This window comes from Paraburkholderia sediminicola (assembly GCF_902859805.1).
Lineage (GTDB): Bacteria > Pseudomonadota > Gammaproteobacteria > Burkholderiales > Burkholderiaceae > Paraburkholderia > Paraburkholderia sediminicola.
The window spans coordinates 315,975-338,905 of sequence record NZ_CADIKC010000001.1 but is presented as its reverse complement, the minus strand read 5'-3'; the positions used below and the strand labels follow the sequence as shown (position 1 = coordinate 338,905).

Annotated in this window: 18 protein-coding genes; 10 read left to right on the top strand and 8 right to left on the bottom strand. The window is 60.6% G+C overall.

Features of this window, described 5'->3' with window-relative positions; all coding sequences use genetic code 11:
• Positions 1–311 precede the first annotated feature (311 nt).
• Positions 312–1,328, top strand: coding sequence for a GlxA family transcriptional regulator (locus tag R8871_RS01490; RefSeq protein WP_246287301.1), 1,017 nt, complete (start codon positions 312–314; stop codon positions 1,326–1,328).
• A 217-nt stretch (positions 1,329–1,545) separates the two neighbouring features.
• The gene (locus R8871_RS01485) at positions 1,546–1,872 is read left to right on the top strand and encodes a DUF4148 domain-containing protein (RefSeq protein ID WP_175048722.1); all 327 of its coding nucleotides are present in this window, start codon (positions 1,546–1,548) and stop codon (positions 1,870–1,872) included.
• Between the two features lie 156 nt (positions 1,873–2,028).
• On the opposite strand, the gene R8871_RS01480 is transcribed toward R8871_RS01485, so the two are convergent.
• Complete coding sequence (locus R8871_RS01480) at positions 2,029–2,937, bottom strand: LysR family transcriptional regulator (protein WP_175048721.1); 909 nt, start codon at positions 2,935–2,937, stop codon at positions 2,029–2,031.
• Positions 2,938–3,039: 102 nt separating this feature from the next.
• Between R8871_RS01480 and mdlC the strand changes: the two genes are divergently transcribed.
• The 5 genes from mdlC to R8871_RS01455 all read left to right on the top strand — a co-directional run bounded on the left by mdlC (position 3,040) and on the right by R8871_RS01455 (position 10,760).
• Positions 3,040–4,659, top strand: a complete 1,620-nt coding sequence (gene mdlC, locus R8871_RS01475; RefSeq protein ID WP_175048720.1) for a benzoylformate decarboxylase — start codon at positions 3,040–3,042, stop codon at positions 4,657–4,659.
• Positions 4,660–4,713: 54 nt separating this feature from the next.
• Positions 4,714–6,165, top strand: a complete 1,452-nt coding sequence (locus R8871_RS01470; RefSeq protein ID WP_175048719.1) for an aldehyde dehydrogenase — start codon at positions 4,714–4,716, stop codon at positions 6,163–6,165.
• A 355-nt stretch (positions 6,166–6,520) separates the two neighbouring features.
• Positions 6,521–7,792 (top strand): MFS transporter, encoded by a 1,272-nt coding sequence (locus R8871_RS01465; RefSeq protein ID WP_246287456.1) that lies wholly within the window; start codon positions 6,521–6,523, stop codon positions 7,790–7,792.
• A gap of 210 nt (positions 7,793–8,002) precedes the next feature.
• Positions 8,003–9,139 carry a porin gene (locus R8871_RS01460; RefSeq protein ID WP_175048717.1) on the top strand — a complete coding sequence of 379 codons (1,137 nt, stop codon included), beginning with the start codon at positions 8,003–8,005 and terminating at the stop codon, positions 9,137–9,139.
• A gap of 532 nt (positions 9,140–9,671) precedes the next feature.
• Positions 9,672–10,760: a hypothetical protein gene (locus tag R8871_RS01455; RefSeq protein WP_175048716.1), complete on the top strand. Its 1,089-nt coding sequence runs from the start codon at positions 9,672–9,674 to the stop codon at positions 10,758–10,760.
• Between the two features lie 139 nt (positions 10,761–10,899).
• On the opposite strand, the gene R8871_RS01450 is transcribed toward R8871_RS01455, so the two are convergent.
• Positions 10,900–12,459, bottom strand: a complete 1,560-nt coding sequence (locus tag R8871_RS01450; protein ID WP_175048715.1) for a class I SAM-dependent methyltransferase — start codon at positions 12,457–12,459, stop codon at positions 10,900–10,902.
• Positions 12,460–12,819: 360 nt separating this feature from the next.
• On the opposite strand from R8871_RS01450, the gene R8871_RS01445 reads away from it, so the two are divergent.
• Positions 12,820–13,743: a class I SAM-dependent methyltransferase gene (locus tag R8871_RS01445; RefSeq protein WP_175048714.1), complete on the top strand. Its 924-nt coding sequence runs from the start codon at positions 12,820–12,822 to the stop codon at positions 13,741–13,743.
• Positions 13,744–13,920: 177 nt separating this feature from the next.
• Here R8871_RS01445 and R8871_RS01440 read toward each other — a convergent pair whose 3' ends face one another.
• A complete protein-coding gene (locus tag R8871_RS01440; protein ID WP_175048713.1) occupies positions 13,921–15,381 on the bottom strand; it encodes an NAD-dependent succinate-semialdehyde dehydrogenase in 1,461 nt (486 codons plus the stop codon).
• A gap of 840 nt (positions 15,382–16,221) precedes the next feature.
• A complete protein-coding gene (locus R8871_RS01435; RefSeq protein ID WP_175048712.1) occupies positions 16,222–17,505 on the bottom strand; it encodes a 4-aminobutyrate--2-oxoglutarate transaminase in 1,284 nt (427 codons plus the stop codon).
• 124 nt (positions 17,506–17,629) lie between these two features.
• Between R8871_RS01435 and pdxR the strand changes: the two genes are divergently transcribed.
• On the top strand, positions 17,630–19,147 hold the full coding sequence (pdxR, locus tag R8871_RS01430; protein WP_175048711.1) for a MocR-like pyridoxine biosynthesis transcription factor PdxR: 1,518 nt from the start codon (positions 17,630–17,632) through the stop codon (positions 19,145–19,147).
• A 31-nt stretch (positions 19,148–19,178) separates the two neighbouring features.
• Here pdxR and R8871_RS01425 read toward each other — a convergent pair whose 3' ends face one another.
• The 4 genes from R8871_RS01425 to R8871_RS01410 all read right to left on the bottom strand — a co-directional run bounded on the left by R8871_RS01425 (position 19,179) and on the right by R8871_RS01410 (position 22,158).
• Positions 19,179–19,751: a PIN domain-containing protein gene (locus tag R8871_RS01425; RefSeq protein WP_175049931.1), complete on the bottom strand. Its 573-nt coding sequence runs from the start codon at positions 19,749–19,751 to the stop codon at positions 19,179–19,181.
• A gap of 3 nt (positions 19,752–19,754) precedes the next feature.
• On the bottom strand, positions 19,755–20,213 hold the full coding sequence (locus tag R8871_RS01420) for a helix-turn-helix domain-containing protein (protein ID WP_175048710.1): 459 nt from the start codon (positions 20,211–20,213) through the stop codon (positions 19,755–19,757).
• A gap of 87 nt (positions 20,214–20,300) precedes the next feature.
• The gene (locus R8871_RS01415) at positions 20,301–21,137 is read right to left on the bottom strand and encodes a DMT family transporter (protein WP_175048709.1); all 837 of its coding nucleotides are present in this window, start codon (positions 21,135–21,137) and stop codon (positions 20,301–20,303) included.
• Between the two features lie 94 nt (positions 21,138–21,231).
• Positions 21,232–22,158, bottom strand: a complete 927-nt coding sequence (locus R8871_RS01410; RefSeq protein ID WP_175048708.1) for a LysR substrate-binding domain-containing protein — start codon at positions 22,156–22,158, stop codon at positions 21,232–21,234.
• Positions 22,159–22,264: 106 nt separating this feature from the next.
• On the opposite strand from R8871_RS01410, the gene R8871_RS01405 reads away from it, so the two are divergent.
• The gene (locus R8871_RS01405; RefSeq protein WP_246287299.1) at positions 22,265–22,918 is read left to right on the top strand and encodes a hypothetical protein; all 654 of its coding nucleotides are present in this window, start codon (positions 22,265–22,267) and stop codon (positions 22,916–22,918) included.
• The last annotated feature ends 13 nt before the right edge of the window (positions 22,919–22,931 follow it).

Sequence of the window (22,931 nt, the reverse complement as noted above, 5' to 3'; positions counted from 1 at the left end):
GGCGAGAAAAACCGAGCGACCCCCGGACCTGCGCGATACGGCTCAAGCCATGCTGGAGCCGCTTGAACTGCACGAGTGACGTTACGTTAATGCCCCATATTCTCGCCAAAGCGACCGCCAGCGACCCGTTCTTGCTCCCATGCGACAACGAGGGAAAACCAGCATCGTTCGTCATTGCGACGCAGCATCGATTTAACGCAGTGAATTTTGGTGCGGCTTGCCGGCTTGCGCGCTGCTTGCTACGCTCGCCCGGAACCCCGCGTTCGTTCGCGGCTTGTGTCTCTCTGTGTCCCTGATCGAGTTCGCGCACGATGCCCGAAGATATGTCGTTCCTGCTGCTGCCTGGCTTTTCGGCGATCGGCTTCATGTCGGCGGTCGAGCCTTTGCGCGTGGCGAACCGCTTTCGCGGCGATCTCTACCGTTGGCGCATCCTGAGTCTCGACGGCGCGCCGGTCGCGGCCAGCAACGGCATTTCCATCAATGCAGACGCAGCAATCGCCGATGTCCATGAGGCGCAGACGGTATTCGTCGTCGCGGGCTTCGAGCCGCTCGCCTGCTATACGCGCGTACTCGGCGACTGCCTGAAGCGGCTCGAGCGCGCCGGCGCGACGCTCGGTGGCATCGATACGGGCAGCTTCATCCTGGCGGAAGCCGGGCTCCTGAGCGCCTCGGACAGCGTGACCGTCCATTGGGAAGCGCTGTCGGCGTTCAGCGAACGCTATCCCTCGCTGAACGCAAGCCAGGAGTTGTTCGAAATCGGCGCGCGGCGCATTACCTGTGCGGGCGGCACGGCGTCGATCGATATGATGCTCGACCTGATCGGCCGCAAACACGGTGCAGCGTTAGCCTCGGTGGTGTCGGAGCAGTTCGTCGTGAGCCGGATCAGGCAGCGTTCGGATCATCAGCGGATGGAGATTGCGGCGCGTTACGGCGTGCACAACCGCAAGCTGATTCAGGTGATCGGCGCAATGGAACAGCATATGGAAGAGCCGCTGACGCCCGACCAACTCGCAGAGGAAATCAGCGTGACTCGGCGGCAACTGGAGCGCTTGTTTTGTGCATCGCTGAAGGACACCCCGACGCATTTCTATCAGCAATTGCGCCTCACGCGTGCGCGCGAATTGTTGCAGCAGACGGACATGTCGATCACATCGATCTGCGTCGCATGCGGATTCGAGTCGCCCTCGCATTTTTCGCGCACGTATCGCGCCCGGTTCGGCGTGAGTCCGAGAAGCGACCGGCAGGTGACGGGCGGTCGAAATGGCAGCGCGGTGTTGTCATCAAGTACGGCGACCCAGGCATTGGCTCCCGTATTGTTGGAAAGCTGAGTTCGTTGCGCACAAGACCCCAAACATTGAGAGCCTGATTTGCCGGCTTAACTACCTATATTTCAACAAGCTTTCACGGCAATTGTGCCGTTTCTAGCAACAGTGAATTCGTTTATTAGGGGTTTACCCTATATCTGCTGCCTCCTAGACTGTCGTCACTGGCTGCAAACACACAGGTTTGCAGCGCCGGAAAAAACAATCTCTGGAGGTAGTCGTCATGAAATCCCTGATCGAAGCCGCTGTTATCGCCGCTCTCATTACTGCACCGCTCGCTGCTTTTGCTCAATCGAATCAGCCGGTGACCCGTGCTCAAGTACGTGCTGAGCTGGTGCAACTGGAAAAAGCGGGTTACAACCCGGCTTTGTCGAATGCGGATGACTACCCGGCGAACATTCAGGCTGCCGAGGCCCGCGTCGCCACGCAGAACGGCGCCGCTCAAACCAGCGGTTATGGTTCGGCTACGAACGGCTCGTCGCAGGCAGGCAGCCATACGGAAACGACTGCAAGTTCGTATTCGGCTCCGGTTGCCAACTTCGGTCATTAATAGGTCGTGGCGCGAGCAATAGTTTCGCGCCCGCTTGATTGACTGCGATTGAATGCGATAGACAGCGGCCCCGCTTTCACTTCAATGTGAAAGCGGGGCCGCTGTGCTATTGGGCGTTGAATGGGGCGATCGGCACGCTTGGGTTCATGCGTGTATCTAGCCCTGAACGGCAGTCAGCTGCCTGAGTTGCTCCAGCAGCTTCACCGCCGGACTCGGCAAAATCCCCTGACGGCGCCGAAACGCCGTCAACGTACGGCGCGCGACCAGACCCGGAATCGGCAGCGTATCGAACACGCCGGCCGCGCTTTCGGTGTCGTACATTGGCGTCGCCATCCAGCTTAGAAATCCCGCGCGCGTCACCAGGCTTTTCAGCACCGTGATCGAGCGCGTCTCGACCGCAATCTGCGGCATGCCGAGCCCATGCTCGGCAAACACATGCTGCATATGCTCGAACGGACCCGTCCCACGCGGCGGTACACACCACTGCTGATCGAGTGTGTCGGCAAGCGATAAATCCGTTCTGTTTCGCAGCGGATGATCGAGCGCGGCGACCACGTAGCTTGTGTCTTCCCATCTGCAATCGGCGATCGCCGTAATCTCATCCGTGTCGGGCAGCGCCATGCTGAGCGCGAGATCGATCTCGTGTTTCATCAGGCTGTCCGCAAGCCGGTCCCATACCCCCTCCATGATCTCGACACGCAGATTCGGCCAGCGCGCAAGCACGCCACTCACCGCGAGCGGCAGCACGAGCGTCGCGATGCTCGCCACCGCACCGACGCGAATCGTCCCTTTCGCGAGGCCGCGCATCGCGTCGATCTCCTCGCGCGCGTGATCGGCTTCGCGCTGCAGCAGCGTGGCGTGCGGCAGCAGCGCGCTGCCGATCGCAGTAAGCTGCATACCCTTCGAGTGCCGTTCGAACAGCGGTGCGCCAACCTGATCCTCGAGCCGCTTGATGGTGCGGCTCAGCGCGGGCTGCGTAACGTGTAGCACCTCCGCGGCACGGCCCAGGCTGCCGCTCGCGACGATGGTTGCAAACGCGTGCAATTGCTGAAGATTGAAAGTCATGCGCAAAAGTAATGCCTTTTCTCAAAAAAGGCAATTTTCAATCAACCTCGAGCTTCCGATAATGAGCCTTCAAGAAACGGCGCTCATCACTAGGAGACATGGATGACCAGCAACGCGCCCCGTTCAGATGCATCGGGATCTTCGCAACACGAACCCTTCACCGTGCGCCACGCCGTCATCGATCTCATGCGGCGTCTCGGCATGACTTCGGTGTTCGCCAATCCGGGGTCGACGGAATTGCCGTTGTTCCGCGATTTCCCGCAAGATTTCCGTTACGTGCTGGGTTTGCAGGAAGCCGTCGTGGTCGGCATGGCCGACGGCTACGCGCAGGCCACCCGCAACGCTTCGTTCGTCAATCTGCACTCGGCGGCCGGCGTGGGCAATGCGATGGGCAACATCTTCACCGCGTTCCGCAATCGCACGCCGATCGTGATTACTGCTGGGCAGCAAGCCCGCTCGATTCTGCCGTTCGACCCGTTTCTCGCGTCGACGCAAGCCACCGAATTGCCGAAGCCGTACGTCAAATGGAGCATCGAACCGGCACGCGCCGAAGACGTGCCGTTGGCGATCGCGCGCGCCTATCACATGGCGATGCAGGAGCCGCGCGGGCCGGTGCTGGTGTCGATTCCCGTCGACGACTGGGACCGCGCCGCGGAGCCGGTGCCCGCACGCGTGGTCAGTACCGAGACGCGACCGGAGCCGTTCGTGCTGGAGCAGATCGGCGCGGCACTCGATGCCTGTGAACGGCCGGCTTTCGTGGTGGGCGGCGCAGTCGATCGCGCCGGCGGCTGGGACGAAGTCGTGCGCCTTGCCGAACGCCACCACGCCCGCGTGTTCGTCGCGCCGATGACAGGCCGCTGTGCGTTCCCTGAAGACCACCGCCTGTTCGCCGGTTTCTTGCCGGCCATGCGCGAGAAGATTGTCGAGCTTCTTGGCGGCCATGATTTGATCTTCGTGATCGGCGCACCCGCCTTCACGTATCACGTCGAAGGTCACGGCCCGCATCTGCCTGCCGGCGCAACGCTGTGTCAGTTGATCGACGATCCGGCGATTGCGGCGTGGGCGCCGGCCGGCACCGCGGTGGTCGGCAATATTCGCCTCGGTGTGGCCGATCTGCTGACGCGGCCCGCGCCGAAGACGCGCCCGTTGCCCGCACTACGCACCGTATCGCCGCGCGCCGAACCGTCTGAGTTGATGTCGGTGGCGTTCGCATTGCAGACCCTTGCCGAGGTGCGCCATGCGGACGACATCGTGGTCGAGGAAGCGCCGAGCTCGCGCCCGGTGATGCAGAACTATCTGCCGTTCACGCGCAGCGGCACCTTCTACACGATGGATAGCGGCGGCCTAGGTTATGGCATGCCGGCTGCTGTCGGCGTGGCACTAGCAAAGCCCGGCACGCGCGTGATCGGCCTGATCGGCGACGGCTCCAGCATGTATTCGATCCAGGCTATCTATAGCGCCGTGCAGATGAAACTGCCGATCACATTCGTGATCCTGAACAATTCCCGCTATGCCGCGTTGCAGGACTTTGCCCCGGAATTCGGTTTTGGTCCGAGCGATCCGGTGCAAGGCACCGATCTGCCCGGACTCGATTTCGTGGCGCTTGCTGCAGGCATGGGTTGCCAGGGCACACGCGTGACCGACGCCGAACGCCTGCATGACGTGCTGCGCGACGCGTTGGCGTCATCTGGACCGATGCTGGTCGAAGTCGTCGTGGCTTGACATTAAGCGAGCGTCGCGCCCGCATTCATAAAACTTTCCGCAGGAGACAACACGATGCAGAGTATTTCGATGCTGATCAACGGCGCAGCCGTGCAGGCGAGCAATGGCGCCACGTTCGAGCGCCGCAATCCGCTCGACGGCGAAGTCGCGACGCGTGCTCCTGCGGCGACGGTTGCCGACGCAGTAGCCGCTGCCGATGCCGCGGCGGCCGCATTTCCGGCATGGTCCGCGCTAGGGCCGAGCGAGCGCCGCGCGCTGCTGATGAAGGCCGCGCATGCACTGGAAGCGCGCAGCGAGGCGTTTGCTGCGGTGATGGCAGCAGAGACGGGCGCATCAGCAATGTGGGCCGGCTTCAATGTGCATCTCGCCGCCGGCGGATTGATGGAAGCGGCGGCGCTCACTACGCAGATCGGCGGTGAGTTGATCCCGTCCGACGTGCCCGGCAGCCTCGCGATGGGCGTGCGTCAGCCGGCCGGTGTCGTGCTCGGCATCGCGCCGTGGAACGCACCGGTGATCCTCGCCGTGCGTGCGATTGCATTGCCGCTCGCATGCGGCAATACAGTCGTGCTGAAGGGTTCGGAAATCTGCCCCGGCACACATGGACTGATTATCGAAGTGCTGCAGGAAGCCGGCCTACCGAAGGGCGTGGTGAACTTCGTCACCAATGCGCCGGCCGATGCAGGCGCGGTCGTCGAGGCGTTGATCGCGCATCCGAAAGTCCGGCGTGTCAATTTCACCGGCTCGACGCACGTGGGCAAGATTATCGCGGCCACATGTGCGCGCTACCTGAAGCCGTCGGTGCTGGAACTCGGCGGAAAGGCACCGTTGATCGTGCTCGACGACGCGGATCTCGATGCCGCCGTCAACGCAGCCGCATTCGGCGCATTCGCCAACTCGGGGCAGATCTGCATGTCGACGGAACGGATCATCGCCGACGAAAGGATTGCTGATCAGTTCGTTGCGAAGCTCGCGCGGAAAGCGCGCGGCCTGCCGCTCGGCGACCCACGCAAAGGGCCGGTCGTGTTGGGATCGGTCGTCGACATGAGCACGGTGGAACGCTGCAATGCGCTGATCGACGACGCGCTGGCCAAAGGCGCCACGCTCGTTTGCGGCGGTAAGGCGGAGAGCACCTTGATGCCCGCCACGCTGCTCGACCACGTCACGCCCGCCATGCGCATCTATGGCGACGAATCGTTCGGGCCCGTGAAGGGCATTGTGCGCGTCAACGGCGAAGACGAGGCCGTGGCCTGTGCCAACGACAATGAGTATGGGCTTTCGTCAGCGGTGTTCAGCCGCGATATCGCGCGCGCGATGAACATCGCGCGGCGCATCGAATCGGGCATCTGTCATGTCAACGGGCCGACCGTTCACGACGAAGCACAAATGCCGTTCGGCGGCGTGAAGGGTAGCGGGTTTGGACGTTTCGGCGGGCAGGCGGGGATCGCTGAGTTTACGGATTTGCGCTGGATTACGGTGCAGACCACGCCGCGTCATTACCCGTTCTGAAGGGCGGCGTGCCGTTGTATTCGCTGCGTATCGTTGCGTGCAATTTCTTCGCAGCGATACGCGGTGTCGTGAAAGCCATGCATACATGTCATGGCTTTTGCGCGAAACGGCAATGTCGAAAGCGGTTAGTCCGCTCACATACTGACTAAAAAACGTGACCTCGAAAGCGCGGCGCTCAGACCGCGCGCCCAAACCAGGAGACAGCTTCATGACCAGTTATGTACCGCCGGCCGGCTCGGCCAGTGCGGAAACCGGCCGGGCCAATGCGCCACTCGCAGGCCATCAGGCGGGAGTCGAGGAGGGGCGCCATGCCGTCGATATCGGCCGCACGCTCGACGAAGGCCCTTACACCGCGATGCAGAAGATCGTGGTGTTTCTCGCGGCTTTGTCGATAGTTCTGGACGGCTTCGACAGCCAGTTGATCGGCTTCGCGATTCCCGTGCTGATCAAGGAGTGGGGCGTCACGCGCGCGGCTTTTGCGCCGGTGGTCGCGGCCGGTTTGATCGGCATGGGCATCGGCAGTGCGTGTGCCGGGCTGCTGGCCGATCGCTTCGGCCGCCGCTGGGCGGTGATCGGCAGCGTGCTGGTGTTCGGCGCCGCCACCTGCTGCATCAGCTTCGCGCCCGACATCGTGACGATCGCCGTGCTGCGCTTTATCGCCGGCCTCGGCATTGGCGGCGCGTTGCCGAGTTCGACGACCATGACAGCTGAATTCACGCCGGCTCGCCGCCGCACCTTGGCGGTCACCGCGACGATCGTCTGCGTGCCGCTCGGCGGCATGGTAGCGGGATTGTTCGCGCATGAAATTCTGCCGACGTACGGATGGCGCGGCTTGTTCATGATCGGCGGCGTGCTGCCTCTCGCGCTCGGCGCATTGCTGCTCTTCACATTGCCCGAGTCGCCGCGCTTTCTCGCCCGGCACCCGCAGCGCTGGCCGGAACTCAACCGCCTGCTTGGCCGGATGTCGCGTCCGGTGGCCGGCGGCTGCGTGTTTACCGATTCGCGCGAACAGGCTGTTGAAAAACACACGGGCTTTACCGCGTTGTTCCGAGAGGGCTTGGCGCTCGACACGGCGGCGATCTGGTGCGCGTTCTGCCTATGCCTGCTGGCCGTTTATAGCGCCTTCAGCTGGCTGCCGACCATGTTGAGCACGCAGGGTTTGTCAGTATCGGTGGCGGGGGCGGGGCTCACAGCGTACAACCTCGGCGGCGTGGTGGGCGCGTTGTTGTGCGCGGTGGTGATCGCCCGTACCGGTTCGCGCTGGCCGTTGATTCTCTGCAGTGCGGGTGGCGCGGCGAGTGCGTTGCTGCTGCTCGGTGTGAACATCTCCGACCACACGGGCTTGCTGATTTTCGGTCTTGGCGTGCACGGCCTGTTTGTCAACGCGGTCCAGTCGACGATGTTTGCGTTGTGCGCTTATGTCTATCCGACTCGTGTGCGTGCAACCGGTACCGCATCGGCGCTCGCGTTCGGCCGGCTCGGCGCGATTGCCAGCGCGTTCGCCGGGGCGGTGGTGATTACGGCCGGCGGTGCATCGTCATACCTGTGGATGCTCGGAATCGCGATGGTGATCGTGATGGTCGCGCTGATGGTGGTCAAACGCCATATTCCGAAACCGGGCGGTTGAGGGACGCAATGTCCTGAATCGCGGCGATCCGGTGTGACACGCGGATCGCCGCTATCTGAAGCAGTCAATCTTTAGCGTATCGGGCGGCTTGCACAGCGGTCGGTATCGTCACGTCTGTCATTAGTATCGCTACATAAAAACGCTGCGTGCGTGCCGCATACGGATTGGTGTGCGCTTACACAAAGCACTAGTTCAGGAGACTCGGAGACAATGAAATACAAACTCGCTTTGGGCAGTATGTTGCTCGGTATCAGCGCTTCGTCGTTCGCACAGAGCAGCGTGACGTTGTACGGGATCATCGATACCGGCATCGAACTGGTTACGCATTCGAACGCGGCGGGGGATAGCGTCGTGCGCATGCCGGGCATCACGGGTGAATTTCCATCGCGCTGGGGGATTCGCGGCACGGAGGGATTGGGCGGCGGGTTGTCCGCGGTCTTCGTACTGGAAAGCGGTTTTAACACCAAAGCCGGCACGCTCAATCAGGGTGGCCGTATGTTTGGGCGGCAGGCCTATGTGGGTCTCGAGAGTCCCTACGGTACGTTCACTTTCGGCCGTCAGTACACGATGACGTATTGGGCGATACTCGATTCCGATCTGCTGGGTCCTGACATTTATGGCGGTACGGGCTCGTTCGATCAGTACATGCCGAGCGCGCGCAGCGACAACACGATTGCGTACAAAGGCACGTTCTCGGGCTTCACGTTCGGCGCGACTTATTCGTTCGGCCGCGATTCAGCGGGGACTGGCAATTCACCGGGGCAGGGCACGTGCTTGGGGTCGATTCCTGGCAGTTCGCAGAGTTGCCGCGAATGGTCGACGATGCTGCGTTATGACATGAACGGCTACGGCGTGGCGGGCGCCTACGACGAACAACGCGGCGGCCCGGGCGCCGCAGCGAATCTGTATGACGGCACGGCGCCTTTTGCGCTGACGCAATCCGGCGACAAGGACGTGCGAATGCAGTTGAACGGCTACGGACACATCGGCCCGGTAAAACTCGGGGCGGGTTGGCTTGGCCGTCACGTCGAGACGGTGTCTCCGGCGTTGCCGGATGTGCGCTCGAATCTGTATTACGTCACGGCAGCGTATAACGTGACGCCTGCCTTCATTCTCGACGGCGGCGTGTACCGCATCATCAATCGCGCCGACGATACCCGCGGCACAATCGCCGCACTACGCACCACGTATCTGTTGTCGAAGCGTTCAGCGGTTTATCTGCAGAGTGCGTATCTGTTCAATAGCCCGCATGCCGCTTATACGGTGAGCCAGGGCGGCGGAGGCACGACGCCGGCGCCGGGCATCGGGCAACTCGGCGTGATGGCCGGCATTCGCCATTCGTTCTGATTGGTGCACAGATGTCGGCTATTGCTGATCTGTCATGTGCGAGCCTCGCTGCGTCGAACGCTCGCAGCTCACGCCGGCGCAGCGCCAGCTTGATCATGGCGCTGAGCAAAAAAATGCTGCTTTCGTAAGGCAGCGTAGGCGTGCCGTCGTCGAGCAGGACGAGCAGCGATGCGAGACCGACCGATTTCCTGAATAGACATCCCAGTCTTCCGATAGAGAAAAAAGTGTGTACTGGGTTCTGTCTATCGACCTCGATCCAGAGTGCTGAGGCAGCCTATTTTTTTATTCTCCGTGATCTTAAGGATCTCTTAAGGAGAGTTAAAAAAACCAGAAGAGAACGTTGAGAGAATAGACCCGCTTGCGCGTAGAAGCGTCTCTTTCATAAGACTGGCTTAAGGTTTCTCATCGCATTGAGAGCCGTCACCGTTCAGTCACGCGCGCATGTTTCTATCTATTACGTTCCCTTACCGTCTGCCTCGCAAATGACGGTGACGCTGTCTTCCACCCCGCATCCCTGTTTCAGGAGAAGAACATGCCCAGCACTCGATCAGCTTGTGCAGTAAGCCGCATTTCCAGTCGCGCCGCGCTGGCGTTCGCCGCACTCTGTTTCGCGGCCGGCGGCGCCGACGCACAAACCTCGGCGAAGCCGATAGTCACTCCGGGCTTTAGCCTGACGGTATTCGCGGCGGGTTCCGGCGGGTTGCTCAGCGCACCGGACTCACTGGCCGTGCTTGATGGTCACGTTTGGGTCGGCTATGCAAACAACGGTGCCCCGGATGGCTCGAATGGCGCGATGAGCGCGATAGTTGAATACGCGTCAGACGGCAGTGTTGTGAAGACTTATCAGGTCGCGGGACACAACGATGGCCTGAAGGTCAATCCGTACACGCGCGAGATCTGGGCGATGCAGAATGAAGATGCGAATCCAAACCTGGTCATAATAAATCCCGTCACCGGCCAGGCATCCAAACCGTATTCATTCGGCAAGACACTGCACGGCGGAGGTTACGATGACATCGTATTCAAGGACGGCCAGACCTATTTCAGTGCGTCCAATCCCACTCTTAATGCGAGCGGCAAGAATACGGGGCCCGCGATTGTTCGCGTTGTGCACCTTGATGCAAACACCTACACAATCGACGTCACTCCGGTAGTGCGCGGCACATTGGATGCCAGCAACATTCCGTTTGGCACGGTGGCAACCCTCAACCTGACCGATCCGGATTCGATGACGCTGACACCGTCGGGTGATGTGCTGCTCGATGATCAGGGAGATGGTCAGCTTGTACTGTTGCGCTCGTCGGGCGATGAGCCGCGAGTGCAATATCTGCCGCTGCTCGGTAACGTGCAGGTTGACGACACGGTATTCGCCACTGCGCGACGCGGCTACCTGCTCGTGTCCGATACGAAGGCGAACATGGTGTACAAGATTAGTGCCAATGTCTGGCAGCGCGACGCCGCGTTCTCCGCATCAACGGGCGTGGCCGCTACGAGCGGTACGCCGGCGGTGCCGGCTTATGTCGGCCAACTTGATTTGCGTAGCGGAGCACTCCTTCCTCTGGTCACCAATCTGGCCAGTCCGCACGGCTTGGCCTTTGTACCGACAGACGACCAACAGTAACGGCCGCGCGTAGATGGCCGGATGACGTGATCGCCGTAAGCAGTGTCGCGGCGATTGCGTTGGCTGGACGCCCGGTTGTCTACTGGAGCGGACGCGGCCATGGAGGTGGCGCGATCCGTTTGGCGACCGTAGCGCTGCCTCAAGCGATTCCCAGCGCCTTCAGAATCGGTAGATGTATTTCGGCAAAGCGATTCGCTTTCGCAATCAGTTCGTCGCGGGCGTTCAGCGGGCTAACGGAAACACCTTCCGTGGTATTAGCAGGCATGGGGTTCGTGTGCAGAGCAGCTTCGGCGAATTCGGCCCACTGTGTAGGTTCGCTTAAATGACGCCGTCTCGCCAACAGGAAGAGCTGTGGCACACGGGGAATCAGAACGCCCGATCCGGACACCGGACTGACGAGGAATTGTATGTCCCCATGCTCGAGCGCTTGCTCGCAAATGGCGGCGTTCAGCCTGTCCGATGACGGACGAGCAAGCTCAACGTGCGCCTCGCCCTGTACATTCAGCAACACCCCGGCGCCTACTAACAATGTTACGGCCTTGACGATGAAGGGGAGCGTAATCCCGCGCTCACGGACGCTGTTTTCGATATCGGCGAGGCGTGCGGGGAGATGGTTGGCAAGCGCGTCGAGGATCGGACCAAATGAGCTTTCCGGTAGCGTCGCTTCTCCCAGCGCACCGCGTATCTTCAGCAGGACCGAAGCTCTCGGCAGCGCCAGCATGACGCGATGCGCGCGCAGCGCCGTCTGCTGCGCATCCTCGTCGAGTGTTCGGCTTCCTTTGATCCAGTAATCTCGCCGCATCGAACGGTTGATGCAAAAGTCCCGTACGGTCTCACGTAAAGTGGTATCTGGAATGCCCGCCAGCAAGCCGCGTTGAGCGGGGTTGAGATTGATCTCGTCAACGTGATCGCGATAGTCCGCAGAACAGCCATAAGTCAAACCGCTCGCGGCAAGCGATGATGTGACCTGCGAGAAAGTCATGGGCCGCCAGTCGCGATTGAAATATTCATGTGCGAGGTAGTGCGCGTTCTCCTTGCACAACGCGTCGACACGTTCAGCCAGTTGCGGGTTGACCACTGCGTAGCCGGGTTGCGTTGCAACCACGGACTTGACGAAGTCCAACGCCGCAGCAATGTGCGTCTGGACTTGCGTTTCGGCAGGCACGCCGCCGTGTTCATTCAACCGCGCGCTCACCTGGAAATGACAGTTCATCAAGTCGCGCACCGGCAACATCGTGGCCCACCCGGGTTGGGTGTTATAGCTCATATACACGACGCCGCCGTCATTGAGTTTGCGTCGAATAAAATCGGCTATAAGCGCGCGATTTTCGTCGGAAATCCAGCTCCAGATACCGTGCATGCCGATGAAATCAAAATTCGGCAAATCGTCTCGCGCACAGAATTCCGCGAAGCTTTCAGCGGACAAACTTGCCTGCGATCCGGCGCGCTGTGTCAGTTGCTGGGCAAAACTCGCATGCGACGGGTTGAAGTCAGTACCGAACCATCTTGTAGCTGACCCGGCTGCGTGGATATTTACGCTGACGCCATGGCCGAATCCTAGCTCGCAGGCGGTACGCAGGACCGGAGGGGCAATTCCCGACTGCAGCAACGGAAGTCTAAGGCGCAGCGGATCCAGTTCGTCGCAATAGCCGTACGTGTACGCAATACCATCAATGCTGCCGGCTTCCCACTCACTCACGTTCTAGCTCACGTTTTCTTGAAGGATCGCCGTGCTGGCACGACGGCTTCCCGACTCACTTTCAGCAGAGGCCGGGCGATGTGCTCAACGTCGCCGGGTATGGATCGCCTCGCCGTCAGGTCGGCGCGATGCGAAGCCTCTCATAGCGCAGCCCGCTTGTCTATCCACAGATCGACCCTGGATATTCCTATGCAGTTTCCCTTACGAATGACACTAATTCAGGTTCTCATAAGGTAACTTCCTTTACATTCATGCGCCGATGGTGATGCACCCACGCTACCTGTCGGCTGATCCGGGATGAGGTTCGAGTCTTTGGTCAGTCGATACACCTCGTTGTCCAATCGAGATACGTCCTTCGACATGAATAGCTTCGACTCCCAGCTGCAATCCGATGTGTGGTCCGATTGGCTGTTACATATCCGGCACGGAGATGATCCAGCGCACGAACAAGCGCTCCATGTCGAACTCAAACACCAGGTGGACCGCGTTCTGGCCGGCGCGAGGCTTGCCCCTGGCATGACGCTCGCCGACATCGGTACCGGTGATGGGCAGATCGGTTTAAGCGCGATCGACCGCATAGGCCCATCGCTGCGCGTGCTTATGACGGATATTTCGGCACCTCTGCTTCGTCACACTGAAGCACTCGCAGTTGAGCGGAAGATCCGGGATCAGTGCGCCTTCATCCAATGCTCCGCCGAATCGCTCGATGGCATTGAGGATGGCGCCGTCGATGCAGTCACGACACGGGCCGTTCTCGCGTACGTCCCGGACAAGATGGCGGCCCTGCGGGAATTTCATCGGATTCTCAGGCCCGGTGGCCGGCTATCGATCGCCGAACCGATTCTGCGCGACGATGCAATCGAGGCAAGCTCGCTGCGGAAAGTCGTTGAAGGTCTGCCCGAGAAAGCAGGGGACAACTTTTTCCACCTGCTGCATCGCTGGAAATCCGCTCAGTTTCCCGATACTGAGGAAAAAATTTCTGAGAGTCCGATTGCCAACTACGGCGAACGCGATCTGGTCCGCTTCACTTTAGATGCGGGGTTCGTGGATGTTCATATGGAGTTCCACATTGATGTCCGCCCGGCCGCGGTCACCTCGTGGGACGTGCTGCTTGGCAGCTCGCCGCATCCTTGGGCTCCGCGGCTCGCCGACATTCTCGCGACGCAGTTCACGGTGGACGAACGACTATTCTTCGAACAGATTCTTCGCCCGCAAGTTGAAGCTCGCCGATTGGTCACGGCCGAGCGTACCGCTTACCTTACCGCGCTGAAGTCTCTTCGCTGACGCACATAGCTGCTTCCATCACCTGGCTCTCCCGGCAGCAGCGCAAAATAAAAAAGTGCCCCTCGCGCACGAACTGATCCGCGCGCGAGGGGCACTTCACTTAGGCTACGCGCAGAAGGATTTCAGTCGGCGTAGCTTTCAGCGTAACTCCAATATTCGAGCCGTTACAGTAAAGGCTCAGATCCCGCCGACGCACATGTACTTGATCACGACGTAGTCGTCGATACCGTATTGCGAGCCTTCGCGGCCGAGACCGGATTGCTTGACGCCACCGAACGGCGCGACTTCGTTCGAAATCAGGCCGGTGTTGATACCCACCATGCCGTATTCGAGCGCTTCCGCGACACGCCAGACGCGGCCGATATCGCGGCTGTAGAAGTACGACGCGAGGCCGAATTCCGTATCGTTGGCGAGGCGGATCACTTCTTCATCCGACGAGAAGCGGAACAGCGGCGCGAGCGGGCCGAAGGTTTCGTCGCGAGCCACCTTCATGGCCGGCGTGACATCCGCGAGCACGGTCGGCTCGAAGAAGCCATGACCGAGTGCATGGCGCTTGCCGCCGGTGACGATGCGTGCGCCTTTGGCGAGGGCGTCTTCGATATGCGATTCGACCTTGAGCACAGCGGCTTCATTGATCAGCGGACCTTGCGTGACACCGTCTTCGGTGCCGCGGCCGACCTTGAGCTGTTCGACGGCGACGCGCAGTTTTTCGGCGAATGCGTCGTAGACTTTATCGTGTACGTAGAAGCGATTCGTGCACACGCAGGTCTGGCCGCTATTGCGATATTTCGATGCGATGGCGCCGGCTACGGCCGCATCCAGGTCCGCATCTTCGAAGACGATGAACGGTGCGTTGCCACCGAGTTCGAGCGACACTTTCTTGACTGTCGGTGCGCACTGCGCCATCAGCAGACGGCCGACCGGCGTCGAACCAGTGAACGACAGTTTGCGCACGATCGGATTGCCGGTCATCTCCGCGCCGATCGCTTTCGGCTCGCCTGTGACGACGTTGAACACACCGCGTGGCACACCGGCGCGCTCGGCCAGCACGGCGAGAGCGAGCGCCGAGAGCGGCGTGGCTTCGGCCGGTTTGACAATGATCGGGCAGCCGGCGGCGAGTGCCGGGCCGACTTTACGCGTGATCATGGCCGCCGGGAAATTCCACGGCGTGATGGCTGCGCAGACACCGATCGGTTCTTTCGTCACGACGATGCGTTTGTCGTTTGCCGGTGTGGGGATGGTGTCACCGTTGACGCGTTTGCCTTCTTCGGCGAACCATTCCAGGAACGAGGCGGCGTAGAGGATTTCGCCTTTTGCTTCGGCGAGGGGTTTGCCTTGTTCGCTGGTGAGGATCGTTGCCAGATCGTCGGCGTTTTCCAGCATGAGGTCATGCCATTTACGCAGGATCGTGGCGCGTTGTTTGGCGGTGGTGGCTCGCCATGCTGGCCAGGCGGCGTTCGCCGTGTCGATTGCACGGCGGGTTTCGGATGTGCCCATGCGGGGCACTGTGGCGATTGTTTCGCCTGTGGCGGGGTTTTTTACTTCGAATGTTGTGGTGTCTTCGGCGGATTGCCATTCGCCTGATATGTAGGCTTTTGTTTTTAGAAGGGAGGGGTCTTTTAGGGCTAGCGTTGGCATTTTTGGTTTGTTCCTTTGGGGTTTGGATTTGAGGTTTTTTGCCTTCGCGGCGCTTTTTTGTCCGTGTTCCTGGGGCTTTGGCCTTTCCTTGTTTTGTTAGTGGTCTATTAGTGTTCCCCCTGTGCGGGGGGGCACCTACTTTTCTTTGCTTGCCGCAAAGAAAAGTAGGCAAAAGAAAGCGGCTCAAACCGCTAATGCTAAGTGGGCACCGTAGCTTGCTGCGGGTAGTGGTGCATCTGGAATCTGGGTTCGTGCACCTGCATACGCCAGTGACAAGGGCGTCATACTTCCGGCGGCGCTGCGCGCGCCGAAGCGTACTTCTTAAAACCGCTCGCTACGTTTTGACGCCCGCGTCTCGCTACCGGGCCGTGGCTCGTCGTTGCACCGCCATAGCATTTGAGGCGGGGTTCCTCGGAGAATGCAGACGCGCGTCGCCGAGGCGAAGCCGATGGCCCCCACAAACCTCAACCGAAGCCCATGGTTTCCCGTGCAAACCCATCCGCGACGCACGCAGTGCGGAGTGGGAGCTGATGACACCTTTGTCACTAGCGCGGAATGCGCGAGAGCACGGATTCCAGATGCACCACTACCAGTAGCAGACCACGGGCCCCGCTTAGCATTAGCGGTTTAAGCTGCTTTCTTTTGCCTACTTTTCTTTGCAGCAGGCAAAGAAAAGTAGGTGCCCCCCCGCACAGGGGGAACGCTAATAGACCACTAACAAAACAAGAAAAGGCACAAAAACCAGGAACACGAACAATAAGCGCCGCAAAAGGCAAAAAAAACAAAGCCCAACGCGGCAAACATCAAAACCAAAAAGCGCCGCGCAGGCAAAAAAAACAATCAAACAGCTACAACAACACTCTCCTTAAGCACCGCTTCAAGAATCCCCATAGCCTCATCAAACACGGAGTCTTGAATAGTGAGCGGGAAAAGGAACCGAACGACGTTCGAATAAACACCACAAACCAGCAGCAACAGCCCGCGCTCCAGCGCCCGAGTCTGTACCCGCTTGGTGAACTCCGCATCCGGCTCCGTGCCACCTGCCTTGCAGAACTCAACGGCAACCATCCCGCCCGGACCACGCACATCGGCGATCTGCGGAACTTCGCTCTGAAGCGCGATCAGCTTTGCCTTGACACGATCACCCAGAACCGTAGCCCGCTCGCAGAGCTTCTCTTCATCGATGATATCGAGCACAGCATGCGCGGAAGCAACCGCCAGCGGGTTACCCGCATACGTGCCGCCCAAACCGCCAGGCGCCGCCGCATCCATCAGATCAGCTCGTCCGACCACACCCGACAACGGCATGCCGCCCGCGAGGCTCTTGGCCATCGTCATCAGATCAGGCACCACGTCATAGTGATGCATTGCAAACAACTTGCCGGTGCGTGCAAAACCCGTCTGCACTTCGTCGGCAATCAGCAAAATGCCATGCTCATTGCACAGCTTGCGCAGTGCGCGAACGAACTCGGCCGGCGCCGGGTAGAAACCGCCTTCGCCCTGAACCGGTTCGAAAATGATCGCCGCGACGCGCTTCGGATCGATGTCGGCCTTGAACAGAAACTCGATCGCCTTCAGCGAATCAGCCGTCGTCACGCCATGCAGCGGATTCGGGAACGGGGCGTGGAACACGTCCGCCGGGAACGGACCAAAGCCGATCTTGTACGGCGCGACCTTGCCGGTCAGCGCCATGCCCATCATCGTGCGGCCATGGAAACCGCCGGTGAACGCGATCACGCCCGGACGGCCGGTCGCGGCGCGCGCAATCTTGATCGCGTTTTCAACGGCTTCGGCGCCCGTCGTGAAGAACGCGGTTTTCTTCGGATAGTCGCCCGGTGCGCGCGCGTTGATCTTCTCAGCCAGTTCGACGTACGACGCGTACGGCACGATCTGATACGCGGTGTGCGTGAAATGATCGAGCTGGTCGCGGATCGCGGCCAGAATCTTCGGGTGACGGTGGCCGGTGTTGCATACCGCAATGCCCGCTGCGAAATCGATGAAACGGCGGCCTTCGACGTCCCACAACTCGGCATTCTCCGCGCGCTCGGCGTAGAAATCGCACATCACTCCGACGCCGCGCGGCGTGGCGGCGTCTTTGCGGCTCTTCAGGTCAGCATTCTTCATGGTTATCTCCTTCGCTCCTCGGTTTTTTGCGGACGCCGCACGCTCAGCGCAGCACATGCAGCGACTATAATGAGATTTGGCTCTTAACTTCAGAGCCATTTCAATAAAAATGTAGGAGCCAATCATGCGCGCGAGCGTTTTGTCCGACTGGCTGGCGCAGCGCCTCGACCGTGGCAACGGCCAGCCGATCTATCGTCAACTGCATCGGCTGTTGCAGCAAGCGATCCTCTCGCGGGAATTGCCAGCGGGCAGCAGGGTGCCATCGTCGCGCCTGCTGGCGCAGGAATTGGGCATCGGGCGCAATACGGTCACGCAGGTGTATGAGCAGCTGGTGCTCGAAGGCTATGTGAATTCGGCAACTGGGCGCGGCACGTTCGTCGCCGAAAGCGCGCCGGACGAGATCATCGGGGTGCCCGACGCCGAGGCGCTGGCCGCGCCGCTCGAGTCGTTGCCCCTGCCGCTGCCTTTGCAGGGCAGCCGCGCGCTGTCGACGCGTGGCACGAGGCTCATTTCGGGCGCAGGCGTGTCGAAGCGGCAATGGGGTGCGTTTATGCCCGGGGTGCCGGATGTCACGAAGTTTCCGGCGCGCGTGTGGAGCCGCCTGCACAACAAGTATTGGCGCCGGCCGCGCCCGGATTTGTTGACCTACGCGCCAGGCGGCGGCCTGGCCTCGTTGCGGCACGCATTGGCGGACTATTTGCGGACGTCGCGCTCGGTGCGTTGTACGCCCGAGCAGATCATTGTCACGACCGGGATCCACCAGTCGGTCGACCTGGCGGTGCGCCTGCTTTCCGATCCGGGCGACGTGATCTGGACCGAAGACCCTTGCTATTGGGGCGTGCGCAGCGTGCTGCACGTGTCCGGCCTGCAATCGCGGCCGATCGCCGTCGACGAAGAAGGTATCAATCCTTCCGCCGACGATCTCGCGCAACCGCCGAAGCTGATGCTCGTCACGCCATCGCATCAGTATCCGCTGGGCATGGTGATGAGCCTCGCGCGGCGGCGCATGTTGCTTGAGTACGCGCGGCAGAATCAGTGCTGGATCATTGAAGACGACTACGACAGCGAATACCGCTATGGCAGCCGGCCGCTGGCATCGCTTCAGGGTCTGGATAAGTCCGGGCAGGTGATTTACGTGGGCAGCTTCGGCAAGACGCTGTTTCCGGGCTTGCGCATCGGCTACCTGGTCGTGCCGGAAGCGCTGGCGGAGAGCTTTGCGACCGCGAGCGCGGAGTTGTATCGGGAAGGGCAGTTGTTGCAGCAGGCGATGCTCGCGGAATTCATCGCGGAAGGGCATTTCACGTCGCATATCCGCAAGATGCGTACGCTCTACGGGCAGCGTCGCCAGACCCTGCTGGACGCTGCCGCGCAGCGTTATGGCGACGCGTTGCCGGCCGTGGGCGGCGATGCCGGTTTGCATCTGGTGATGCAATTGCCTGACGGCAGTAACGACCGTGCAGTGGCTACGGCGGCGCTGGAGCGCAATATCGTCGTACGGCCGTTGTCGGGGTATTACGCGCAGCCGGCGTTGGCGCCGTCGGGCCTGCTGATCGGCTATGCCTGTGTGCCGGACGAGGAGATCGCGCCGGCGTTCAATACGCTGGCTGAGGCGATTGACGCGACGCTTATACAGTTCGCGTGAGGGTGGGCCTGAGCATAGGTGAAAGTGCTTTTCAGATAGCTATGCTGTAGGGCCGGACTACGGAAACGGTTTGCGTAAGACCCAGCCCGGCCAGCGTGTCGAGGTATTCTTCGACAGACTTGGGCGGGTTTTTCAATGATTTCCTGTGCTCAGCCATCGCTTCGAGAACTTTCGCCTGGTTCAGATCGAAGAGATCCGCGATGAAGTCGTCAGGATGTTGGGCCGCTACATTGAAGGTGCTCAATGCATCGACCGGAAAGTCCTTCAGGTTAAACGTGACGATAAGTTCCGCGCCGCAATGCACGGCTGCGGCGACCACATGTGCATCATCAGGGTCCGGCAAATCGATGGCCGGCATCAAATGCTCGTAGTTGTCGACCAAGGCATCCCGAACGTGCGCGTCCATCAGGTCGCGGACGCGATAGATCTTGACGGGATCGAGGTCAGGACGATTTGCAATCAGATTGCGGGTCCACTCGTCATGAATAGCCGGCGTCCAGCGCGCACGGTAGAGGTCGGTTAGCGCCAGACGCATCAACAGGTTTCGTAATGGTTGGGAGTACAGAACGCAAGCGTCGTAAATCGCGGTGAAATGTGACGAAATTGATTATTCCAGACCCATTTCCTGTGACAAGGCCGCGAGTTCGTCCAGCGCCTTGCGGCGTTCCGAGTCGATTCGATTCTTATATGCCATCACGTCTTCATAGCGCACGCGCCGATGCGTGTTCACCTTCCGGAAAGGGATGTCCTTCTTCTCCAGCAACTGCACGAAGTACGGCCGCGAGACGTTGAGCAGATCCGCCGCTTCCTGCGTGGTCAGCTCGGCATGAATGGGGATGATCGACACGGCATTGCCCTGGCCGATTTCCGCGAGGACGTCGACCATCAGCCGGACGACCGACGTCGGCAACTCCACGCTGCGTGTTTCGCCCTTGCTGTCTTTGAAGTCGAACTGCTGCGTTTCGGCGCGGCTTGAGAGCACGACTGACAGATTCCGGCCGGATACACGGGCGAGCTCAGCCTCTTGCGCTGAAGGGAGCGGCGTGGGGTGAATCGAGGTGTTCATGGCACGGTTCCTTTCGAATTCGGCATTGTAAATCGAAATATTCGAAATCGCAATAAACGAAACGAATGCTGGCGGAGGCTTCGTGCCTCAAATCCGAATCAACACCGCCCCCAACGTAACCAGCGCGCACGCCGCGATACGCCGTGCCGTCAGCTTCTCCTGCATGAACAACCAGCCGATCAGCACCGCGAAGATCGAACTGAGCTCACGCAGCGCGGAGACCGTCGCGATCGGCAGATAGCGGTAGGCCTCGATGATCAGGCAATAGGCGGACAGTGCGAGCGCGCCGGACGCAATGCCCTTGAACACCACCGTGCGCCCGATGAACAAGCCCTTCGCGCCTCCGCGCCAATGCCACGCAAGCAGAAACTGCGGGATATTCCAGATCAGATAGACCCACATGATGTAGCTCAGACCGTTGCCCGCCACGCGCGCGCCGATTCCGTCGACGACCGAATATGTAGCGATGAAGAAGCCCGTCAGCAGCGCGAACGGCACGCTTTCGCCGGAAAACCGCATGCCGCGGCGGAACGCGAGTGAGACGATGCCGAGCGACACCAGCGCCACGCCGGCGGCCGCCAGCGGCTTGAGCGATTCGTGTGCGAATACCAACGCGCCGACGAATACGAGCATCGGCGAAAGACCACGCGCGATCGGATAGATTTGCCCGAAATCGCCGCTCTTATAAGCGCGGATCAGTGCCAGCAGATAGCCAAATTCGAGTACGACCGACGCGAAAATATAAGGCCACGCCGCCGGTGCAGGCAAAGGCAGCACGATCACGCCGACCGCGCTGACAGCGACATACGGAATCGCCATCATGCCGAGCAGCCATACGCGGTCTTCGGATAGATGCAGAAACGCGTTCCAGGTAGCGTGAAGCAGCGCGGAGAGCAGGACCAGCAAGACGACAAAGGTGTCCATCAAAGATCAGGGAGAGGAGAAAGAAAGCCAGGGGGCCGGCCGCAAGCACGTGATTATTCCAGCAGAACGCGGGAACAGACGAATCACGCTTGAGCTACAGGGACTTTGGGGCATTTTTGGACACGGCCGCCGGCACCTGAGCGGCATCGCCAAACAACCAGTCGAGAAACACGTTGAGTTCGCGATCCTGGGGCGCCACGCGATACAGGCAATGAAACGGCGGCCCTTCCAGTTTGACTTCGGGAAAGAGTGCGACCAGCCGTCCGCGTTGCACGTCTTCTTCGACGATCGCCTGAGGCGCGAGCGCCACGCCGAGTCCGCTCGCGGCCGCCTGCACGAGTAAGAAGAACTGCTCATAGAACGGGCCGCCGAGCGTTTCTCCAACCGACACCTCCGCGCAATGGAACCAGTACTGCCAGGCCTCCGGCAAGCCCGCATAGTGCAGCAGCCGCACTTGCCGCAAATCGGCGGGTGTATGCAGCGCATCCAGTTCGCGCAGGTCGGGAGAGCACACGGGTACGGCCACATTGGCAATAAGTGGCCGTGAGTCGAAGCCATAGCGCCGCAGGCTCGGTTCGTAGCGGCGGATGATTGCATCGTGCGATTCGTCGACGAGATCGATGTTGAGGTCGTTGGTGGTAGCGATCTGCACATCGATCTCGGGTTGCAACGCGTGAAAGCGCGCGAGGCGTGGAATCAGCCAGCCGTGCGCGAACGACGCCGATGTATTCACGCGGATCGTTCGCCGCGCAGTGGTACGGCTCATTTGCGCGGTGGCTTCGGCTAATCGGCCCAGACAACTGGCGACATCGATCAGGTAGTGTCTGGCGCGCGGCGTCATTTGCAGTGTGCGGCCATTGCGTTCGAACAGCTTTTGCCCGAGATAATCTTCGAGCGCGCGAATCTGCTGCGTTATCGCGCTATGCGTGACGCACAGTTCTTCTGCGGCTTTGGTGAGGCTGCCGAGGCGCCCAGCGGCCTCGAAGCTGCGCAGCGTATTGAGTGGGGGCAGGCGCCGCATGAAAAGCCCTATATCCAAGTATTTCTTGTATTTCTAACAGAAACTTTCAATTGAAGATATCGGCTTCGTACTTTTACGATAGCGTTTTCTATCAATGGTCACCGCGATGGCATTGCCTGTGCAGCAGCGCGCCACAACGCAGTTTTTCTATTATCCCAGGCTGCGGCTTCGCCCGTTATGGCGCAGCGTCTGCGTGAGCGCGGGTGTCGTCGCGATACTGGGGGCATGTACAACGCCGGATCCGAACGAGCGGGTGACAGGCTCGGGCGGCACCGCGGTCAAATACAGTTCACGTCAGGTAAGCGTGGATCTGACTGACAGCGAACGCAACGCGCTCGCGGCCATGCGCGACCACAGCTTTCCGGGTTCGACGCGTGAGCAGGCGCTGACGGCGGTCGCCGCCGCATTGAAATCAAGCGGCTACGCTCCGGTTACCGTGGAAAAGGATACGGCGCTGGTAGAAGCCGGCCGCGCCGAAGTGCTGGTGCCGAAGTGGCGGGAAGTGCTGCGTGGCGTGCTGAAAACGCGTATCAGTATGCTGCCGGCCAAACCCGATCACCAGTACACCGCGGCGCTCGTCAGTGTACGGGCGGCTGAAGGCGGTCAAGGTGTCATCGTGCGGGCGCGTTTCGACAATACGGTGTGGGACAGCAATGGCGACGCCCGCACGAAGACCGTGCTGGCGCGTGGAGACTATGAAGCGTTCTTCGGCAAGGTCAGCGAGGCGCTCAATGGTACTTTGGCGCCTCGCCAGCCTTGAAGCAGGCCGGCAA

What these genes read in the sequence shown, in the direction of transcription:
- R8871_RS01485 (WP_175048722.1), top strand. Translation starts at nt 1,546, where the DNA reads ATGAAATCCCTGATCGAAGCCGCTGTTATCGCCGCTCTCATTACTGCA.
- R8871_RS01415 (WP_175048709.1), bottom strand. Translation starts at nt 21,137, where the DNA reads ATGGACACCTTTGTCGTCTTGCTGGTCCTGCTCTCCGCGCTGCTTCAC.
- R8871_RS01440 (WP_175048713.1), bottom strand. Translation starts at nt 15,381, where the DNA reads ATGCCAACGCTAGCCCTAAAAGACCCCTCCCTTCTAAAAACAAAAGCC.
- R8871_RS01435 (WP_175048712.1), bottom strand. Translation starts at nt 17,505, where the DNA reads ATGAAGAATGCTGACCTGAAGAGCCGCAAAGACGCCGCCACGCCGCGC.
- R8871_RS01420 (WP_175048710.1), bottom strand. Translation starts at nt 20,213, where the DNA reads ATGAACACCTCGATTCACCCCACGCCGCTCCCTTCAGCGCAAGAGGCT.
- R8871_RS01480 (WP_175048721.1), bottom strand. Translation starts at nt 2,937, where the DNA reads ATGACTTTCAATCTTCAGCAATTGCACGCGTTTGCAACCATCGTCGCG.
- R8871_RS01490 (WP_246287301.1), top strand. Translation starts at nt 312, where the DNA reads ATGCCCGAAGATATGTCGTTCCTGCTGCTGCCTGGCTTTTCGGCGATC.
- R8871_RS01460 (WP_175048717.1), top strand. Translation starts at nt 8,003, where the DNA reads ATGAAATACAAACTCGCTTTGGGCAGTATGTTGCTCGGTATCAGCGCT.
- pdxR (WP_175048711.1), top strand. Translation starts at nt 17,630, where the DNA reads ATGCGCGCGAGCGTTTTGTCCGACTGGCTGGCGCAGCGCCTCGACCGT.
- R8871_RS01465 (WP_246287456.1), top strand. Translation starts at nt 6,521, where the DNA reads ATGCAGAAGATCGTGGTGTTTCTCGCGGCTTTGTCGATAGTTCTGGAC.
- R8871_RS01470 (WP_175048719.1), top strand. Translation starts at nt 4,714, where the DNA reads ATGCAGAGTATTTCGATGCTGATCAACGGCGCAGCCGTGCAGGCGAGC.
- R8871_RS01455 (WP_175048716.1), top strand. Translation starts at nt 9,672, where the DNA reads ATGCCCAGCACTCGATCAGCTTGTGCAGTAAGCCGCATTTCCAGTCGC.
- R8871_RS01405 (WP_246287299.1), top strand. Translation starts at nt 22,265, where the DNA reads ATGGCATTGCCTGTGCAGCAGCGCGCCACAACGCAGTTTTTCTATTAT.
- R8871_RS01445 (WP_175048714.1), top strand. Translation starts at nt 12,820, where the DNA reads ATGAATAGCTTCGACTCCCAGCTGCAATCCGATGTGTGGTCCGATTGG.
- mdlC (WP_175048720.1), top strand. Translation starts at nt 3,040, where the DNA reads ATGACCAGCAACGCGCCCCGTTCAGATGCATCGGGATCTTCGCAACAC.
- R8871_RS01410 (WP_175048708.1), bottom strand. Translation starts at nt 22,158, where the DNA reads ATGCGGCGCCTGCCCCCACTCAATACGCTGCGCAGCTTCGAGGCCGCT.